We start from the raw sequence: 8,092 nt of genomic DNA, 5'->3' as shown, positions 1-8,092 counted from the left end.
CATAAAAATTCAAAAAAGGGCGGACTTCCTCCTTTCGAAAACTTAGCTTTTCTTCAACCCACTACAGTTGACAAAGAGCCCATAGAAACCAAAAAAACTGATGAATCATTCGATTCATCAGTTTTAAGGAAGATATGTTCATTGCAAACAAATCGTATCAATTAGAAAGATTAGTCTTCTTTCTTCTTACGAGCTACAAGACCAAATCCACTCAATACTCCGAGAAGTCCAAGTGCTGCTAGGCTAGCATTGTCTTCTGTACCTGTATTTGGAAGTTCACGTTGGCCATCCATATATTGAGGTGTAGAAGCTGCTGGTTGAGCTGGAGTTGTTGGAGTTCCATTATTATTTCCGTTGTTATCTCCATTATCTGTAGGTGTTACAGGTTGTGGAGTTTCTGGTTTTGGTTCCGGCTTAGGCTCTGGTTTAGGAGTTGGTTGTTCTGGAATCTTAAGTTCTGGTTTTTCCACAGTTGGCGGATCCAACGGAACTACTCCACCATCAAATTCTGGGACTTCCACTTTTGGAGCATCAATTTGCATTACATATTGGTAAACAATAGTGGTAACACCTTCTTTAACCAATCCTTTTTCTTCCACAGTATTTTTAAACTTATCTCCTGCTGGAAGAACACGTTTTAATCTAAATGTCACTCCATCCACTTCAATCGTTTCTGGTGGTGTAACAGCATACTCTTCTCCAGTAGCTTTGTAAGTCGTTTCTTCTTTATCACCAGTAATTGTAGTTGTTGCTTCAGCTACAATGACATTGTTCTTAGCAATTACATCATCCGCAAGGAAGTTTTCATTAATATCTACAAATTTAACGATAACTGTTCCTTTTTTATCTTTTGCGTAATCACGTTCGCTTACTGAAGAAACTTGAGAATACTTAACAACAACCGCTGAATCTTTTGATTCATGTGTTACGGCTAACTCATCTACTTTAGCTTTGTCTACAGTGTAGTCTTTTATTTCTGGTGATACTACTTCGGCAAGTTTTTGTTCTGGAGTCCAGTCACTTGTGTACGTCACTTCACCAGTTCTAGAGTTGATTTCAGCAGTTCTTGTAAAGCGTGCTTTTTGTTCAACTGGTGCACTTGCTTCTTGCCCTGCTTTTGGTCCATTTTCATAAACATAAGTAATGTTACGTTTCACTTCTGTTAGTAGACCTAGGTCTTTGTAGGTACGACCTTTTGGATCGTTAGGGATTTTATCTTCTGGTTTTGGAGGATTTTGATCACCATCGTTAGGTTTAGTTGGATCTACTGGAATTAAGTAGTCGTATTGATATACTACCGTCGTAGTTCCTTCTTTCACCTTACCTGTTTCTTCTAGTACGTTGTTGTATTTATCAGAAACTTCGTATACACCACTGTATTTATATTTCTTACCACTAACTTCGATAACATCTTTACGACTTGCTACAGTGCTGTATTCTTCATTTGTCGCTGTATAAGTAGTTTCTTCACGATCAGCGTAGACTTTTGTTGTAGCTTTTTCTACTACTACATTATCTTTAACCGTAACTGCTGTATCGATTTCATTTCCTTGACCATCAACATACTTAACAACTACAGACCCTTTTTTGTCTTTCGCTGCATCATGTTCGATAATTTCAGGATTTTCACGATATTTAACAACTTCACTACTGTCTGTAGATTCATGTGTTACTGGTAATTCAGCTACTTTCTCTTTATCAACTACATATTTATCGATTTTCGGTGATACTACTTCGGCAAGTGTTTGCTCTTTAGTCCAGTCACTTGTGTACGTCACTTCACCAGTTCTAGAGTTGATTTCAGCAGTTCTTGTAAAGCGTGCTTTTTGTTCAACTGGTGCACTTGCTTCTTGCCCTGCCTTTGGTCCATTTTCGTATACATAAGTGATGTTACGTTTAACTTCTGTTAAGAGACCTAAATCTTTGTATGTACGACCTTTTGGATCGTTAGGGATTTTATCCTCTGGTTTTGGAGGATTTTGTTCTCCTTCGTTAGGTTTAGTTGGATCTACTGGGATAACGTAGTCGTATTGGTAAACAACTGTTGTAGTTCCTTCTTTGACCTTACCTGTTTCTTCAATTGTATTGTTGAATTTGTCCGAAACTGCATACACACCACGGAAGGCATATTTCTTACCATCTTTAGTGATTGTATCAACTTTCTTCTCAGCAGCATTATAGTTTACATCATTTTCCGTTACTTCATCACGTGTTGATAAAACAACATCACCTGATTTTGTAGCGTATGTTTTCGTTGTTTTGACAACCGCATCTGTTATTACATTTTCTGCGTCTTTGATTTCATTACCGTCAGCATCAACGTACTTAACAACTACTGAACCTTTTGTTTCAACTACTTTGGACGGTGTTGTTTCCTCTTGTTTATCCAGAGTATAGCTGTAGATAACGTGTTTTTCACCTTCAGTTACGTCACCTGTTGCTGGAGCTGAATCAGATGTTTGCCCTACATATTTATAAACTAAACCTGTAGCTTCGTCTTTTAGAGTTGGGTATTGTTTATCAGTAGTGTCGTATTTTTCTGTAACGGTACGTTTTTCTTTACGTTCAGATACTTTTACACCTTTTGAGTAAGTTACGTACGTATCTTCATACTCTAGAGGAACATTGTTCTTCACTACTTCTGTTTCTTTTAATGTTTTTAACGTTCCATCTTCGTTGATCACAACGTGTTTCACATCAACAGAACCTGTTTTCGTCACTTCTGATTTAGACGGTGTTTTCTCTTCTTCACTTACTAGACGGTATTCATAAACAACTTCTGTTGTTCCTTCTACTACTTTACCACTAGCTGCTGGAGAACCTTGTTTTAGACCTACATACTCATATGTAAATCCAGTATCAGTATCTACTAATGTTGGATATTGTTTTGGAGTTGTATCATAGTTTTGTTCTACAGTCGCGATATCTGTACGTTCATCAACTTTTGTTTCTCCTGAATACAAGCTTACGATAGTTTTTGTTTCAAGTGTTACGTTGTCTTTATCAGTTTCTGATTTTAATTGTTTTCCATCAGTTGTGACGTACTTAATAACGACGCTACCTTGTTTAGTAGCTGTTGCAGTACCAGCTTCTTCTTTTGTGATTTTTAAGTTGTAGTAATGGGTTACAACTGGTTTTTCTTCACCCATTACTTTGTAAGCACGGATTGGCGTGATGATTTCTTTTTTAGTTACTGTAGCAGTATCCGTTGTTGTTTCATCAGAAGCTTCCCATTCATTTACTTCACGTTTAGATTTAGTCAACGTAGCTTGTGATTTATCATCTGATACTGTAACACCCCATGTTCCATTAGTTGTCACATTCGAAATATTAATTTTTTCTTCTGTATTTACCGGGTATTTATTCCAAATGACATCATGTCCATCATTTCTATCATACTTAGTATTTGTTGTTACTACTAAACCACCTACAGTTGTAAATTCATAAGTTTCAATAACATCTTTAGAAACAGGAAACAAATCACCGTCAACTGCTCCGTATTTTTGAGCTTCTTCTTTTGAAGCAACACCAGAAGTTTTTACTTTATCAATAATAGGTAAAGCATCTAAAACCGTACTTACTTCTCTAACTTTTGTTTCAAATTGATCTAGTTTAGATGAGTCATTGTCAGCTGAAGCGTCATTTACATAGAACCCAACTTTATTATTAGATAAACCAACTCGAATATTATTTTCTTTCATATAATTAACGAGTTCGTCTACTTTGTTATCTAAATTAGTTTTGACGCTATTAATTGCTTCAATATCCGTAGGTTTTGACGCATTACTAGTAAAGAAATCAACAAGTCGATATCCAGTTGCAAAAACATCTTTCAATATATCTTTCACTGAAGCATTTGACGTGTTTAAATCTGGTGTTTTTTGAAGATATTTAGAATATTTATCCTCTCTTCCTGACACATCGAAAACATCCATTGATTTTCTTGTTTGCGTACCATTCGAAGTTGCATTTCTTTCATTATCATCAGCAGTACCAAAGACGTTATCATCCCCTATATCTTTAATAGCTGTATAATTCTCTCTAAGAATTGCATAGGTCATACCCCAAATATCAGTAGAAGTTCCGTCATAAATATTTTCTTTTACGGCAACATAAGTGACAGGTGTTCCTGTTTTTTTACTTTTTCTTTCTACAGCATCTGTGATCGCATACGTATCTTTATCAAGGACAAGGACTGTATCTCCTTCTTGAAGTGTTACATTAGCTTTAGTGAAATCTTTAGCTGTAGCTTGACCAGCCTTCCATTTTGTTACTGCATCTTCATCACTAGTTACCCCACTCGCTTCTACGAATTTACCATATTGTCCATCGGCTGTTTCTTCTACTAGATAAACTTTACCTGTTGTTTTTGTATAGTCGATTTCTCCTAGTTTATTGTGCATTCCTTCTGGAGATACTGGAGCTTCGATATCATTGAAATGTGTTTTGTCATAAGTTGGTTTGTCAGTACCTTCAACTTCTGAACGTACATATTCATAAACTTTATTATTCGCTTCTACTGTATCTTTTTTCCCAGTAGCTTCACTAATAGCATCTCCAGTTTTAGCCACTGTTGATTCACGGTAGTCTTTACCATCTGTGTCATAAGCAAGACCTTTTTTATCATAAGGTGTTGTAACCGTACCTTTTCCAGCTTCTACTGTTTCTGTTTTTAGTAATGACTTATCAGAATCCAGTTTGTAATTTACAGTTGCTTCTGATTTGAAGTTCACTGTGTCATCACCGTCTTTATCACCAGTGTTGATATTAGCTTTTGTTGGCTCAGTTGCTCCTCCATCTAAAACTGCATCAACTTTGAAAGTTTTAGATGTATCTTTATCATCTGTAAAAGTTGTAGCCTTTGCAGATTCAACTTTAGATGTGTCGGTCACTACTGTAGGTTCATTTGTACCATTAGACACAACATCAGCTGACACAGTATTGATACCTGCCATTGATAAAATACCTGCTGCCAAAATCGTTGCCCCAATTAACTTAGAATCAGTTCGACCATCCTTGTACTTACGAAGTGAAAATTTCTCTTGTCGATCAGTATGAAACATAAAACATTACCTTCCTAAAACTTCTTTGTTGTTTATATTTTGAATCTATAAAATTTGCGATAAGAACTATAAAACTAGGACTGTTCTATACCTTCAATTATATCATTGTTCTAAGGATAATACATCCTTATACACTTTAATTGTTTCTTTTTTTTGATAAGCCTTAGCAAAGGTTGCAGATGCGTAACGGCCTTCTTTGTGATAAGTATTAAGCCACAAGATTAACTCTCCAATATCACCAAATGTTGTGACTCCTTTGGATTGGCTCTTATAGTACCTATGAGCTAAATCTGTATCAGACAAGAGACAGACCAAGCCCTTAGCAGATGCTTCCACGGCCGCATTGGCAAAGCATTCACTCATAGAACAAGAGAGATAGCCTTGGTGCTTCTCATAAGGAACCTCTTCTAGAAAGCCTGCATAGTGGACATTTGACGGCAAGTCTTTCTGGCTATAACCATCTGGCAAATTGCCATAAATCGTCAACTGACTATCTGACACTTGTCGAAAAGCCTCAATCGCCCAGGCACACCGTTTGATCATCGTCATATTGCCAACGATACACCAATCGGTAACTCTTGCATATTCTTTTTCCAAAACGCCATCCACAAACATTGGAGGTAAAAAGCGAACCTTATCTTTCCCTATTAGTTGTTCCAAAACTGGACTTGCAACGATATTTTGACACCACCCTTGTAAGACAAACTTCATCATCGGATCTAAGATATTGTAATGGGTATAAGCAAATAGCTTTCTTCCCGTATTTTGGAAAAACTTTCTCAATTGAAGAGGATATTCATTGACCATATCAATGATAAAGCAATCTTCCACTGTAGACTTGTTCGCTAGATAGAGACTAACCAGCTGCCATTGAGTGTAGGTTTCCCCACTTCTTAGATTTTGGTAAGAATGGTAATTTTCACTCACATCACCCTTCAGCAACTCCCCTTTACTGTCAAAAAGAGTAAAGAGATTTTCTTGATATTGGAAACGATACAGTAATTGAGAGGTATAGCATTCTACATCCCCATTTTGATAATGAACGAGACCTACATATCCCTCTTTTGTGTACTCGACTTCACTGACATGATCTAGTTCTTGAATAAATTTTTTGTCTACACTCGGCTTTTGTCTAGCCAGATCTGACTGGTCAAAAATAACATGATAGAAGTTTTCAAAACCAAGTTTTTCTAAGGTTTCTACAAAATTCGGTACAAAATTATCCAGATTTGTTATAACGAGTTTCTGTTCTAGGGATAGACTTTTAAAAATTTCTTGACGTGCCAATTGACTTCTTTCAAAGCCATAAGTGCTTACAGGAACGCCTTCCTTTATTGTAAATACTTTCACCATAGTTTAGTCCAATACATCTTCCAATCTTAATCCACGACTTCTTGCTAGTCTTGCTCGGAAAACCATCTGTCGTTTATAACGCTCCGATAAGCGATAGTAAGTTGTCATAACATTCAATACTAAAGCATTATCCTTTGTGACCATGCGAGACCACAAATGCCAATCTTCAAACCCATCACACTTAGCATCATAACCTCCTGCTTCATCATAGGCAGAGCGTTTAAAGATAACAGTTGAATGGTTAAATACATTTTGATAAGCAAGCTCTAACCACAATTTTTCTCCTGATAAATGATGAGATTGATTCCGTTTAATTTTATCTGTTACGGCATCTTCTTCTGCGACAACTCTAGCCCCGATAAGGTCTAATTGAGGATTTTTCTCTAACTCCTGCAAGAGAAAATCAAGATGCCAAGGCATCCATACATCATCTGCATCTTGTCTGGCTACATAAGCCGTTTGAGACAAACTAACTCCACGATTTAACGTTTCTGAAATACCTTTATGGCCTTCCCTGATATACTGTACTCGTTTGTCTACTAGATATGGCTTACAAACTTCCTCTGTATTATCTGTTGAACCATCATCCACAATTAGCAGTCGAAAAGATTGGTGGGTCTGATTTAAAACAGAGTCAATCGTTTGGCTAATGGTTTCAGCGCCATTATAGACAGGCATGACAATATCAACAGGTGTGTCCGATTGGGACACATTTTGATAGGGCACACCTCGTTTTGCAAAAACATTTGATTCATGAGTTGTTAAAAAAGTCCGATACCCCTGAACTGACACGCCCTCTATATTTTTGACCAACAAAAGCGAAGTTGAGTAAAAACCATGTACCTCAACAAACTCATATTCTTCTAACAAAAGATAAATTTCTTCTTCAAAGCAAAATCTAGTTTCTTTTAATTTATCTTGATAAGGATTCAAAGGTACTCTAGGATGGGGATAGTAGTAATCAATCTTCTGTTCATCTAAAACTTTAGCAGTCAATTTTTGAGTAAGTTCCAAATCTTCCTGATAAAGGAGAGAGCCTAGAAATTGCCCCAGAAAAACGCTTATTTTCTTACCATTTTTAGCCCTATGAAAATGACTTGGTTCAAGATGAAGCCTTAGAAAAACTTGCTTCTCCTTTGGGAAAAGAAGGCAGTCCTCAAATACCGTATAATGTCTATTTGACAAAGACATAACCTCTCTTAAGGTAAAGTTTGTATACGGAATGCCCCTCTCAAGATTTTGTGTATAGAGATTAAGAGGTACAATGGAAGTACTACCATCATCAAAGGTGTACAAATTCATTGTACTTGGATTGAAGATACTAAGAGCTACAGGATTGTCCAAGCTGGCTAAATAGAGATTGCGAATTGACTTGTCTTTCAAAACCTCCTGAATATCATTGAAGACTGTCTTTCCTTCTAAAACAAGGACTTCCTTACAAAATTCCTCCATCCGTTCAGCATAGTAATTCTGTCTCGCATCATTTGACATCTTTAGATAAATCCCGATAAAGTCTGCTGAAACAGTCCGAATAATCTCTCTAGCAACCAAGACCTGGAAGGGAGATGAACAAAAAATTATATTCTCCACATTTAGCTCCTCATAATATTCTTACAAACTCTTACTTAGCATCTTACTTTTGCGTAATCATCTCTTGCCACCAATCTTCATGTTCT

Annotated in this window: 3 protein-coding genes; all 3 read right to left on the bottom strand. The window is 36.6% G+C overall.

The annotated features are described in order from the left end of the window. Positions 1 to 170: 170 nt before the first annotated feature. On the bottom strand, positions 171 to 5,063 hold the full coding sequence (locus tag RDY04_RS00045) for an SIALI-17 repeat-containing surface protein (protein ID WP_303952535.1): 4,893 nt from the start codon (positions 5,061 to 5,063) through the stop codon (positions 171 to 173). 102 nt (positions 5,064 to 5,165) lie between these two features. Next, on the bottom strand, positions 5,166 to 6,416 hold the full coding sequence (locus RDY04_RS00040) for a glycosyltransferase (RefSeq protein WP_303952533.1): 1,251 nt from the start codon (positions 6,414 to 6,416) through the stop codon (positions 5,166 to 5,168). 3 nt (positions 6,417 to 6,419) lie between these two features. Continuing rightward, complete coding sequence (locus RDY04_RS00035; RefSeq protein WP_303952531.1) at positions 6,420 to 8,006, bottom strand: glycosyltransferase family 52; 1,587 nt, start codon at positions 8,004 to 8,006, stop codon at positions 6,420 to 6,422. Between the last annotated feature and the right edge of the window lie 86 nt (positions 8,007 to 8,092).

This window comes from uncultured Streptococcus sp. (assembly GCF_902463925.1).
Lineage (GTDB): Bacteria > Bacillota > Bacilli > Lactobacillales > Streptococcaceae > Streptococcus.
The sequence above is the reverse complement of the archived record's forward strand: the minus strand, read 5'-3'. Positions and strand labels throughout refer to the sequence as shown.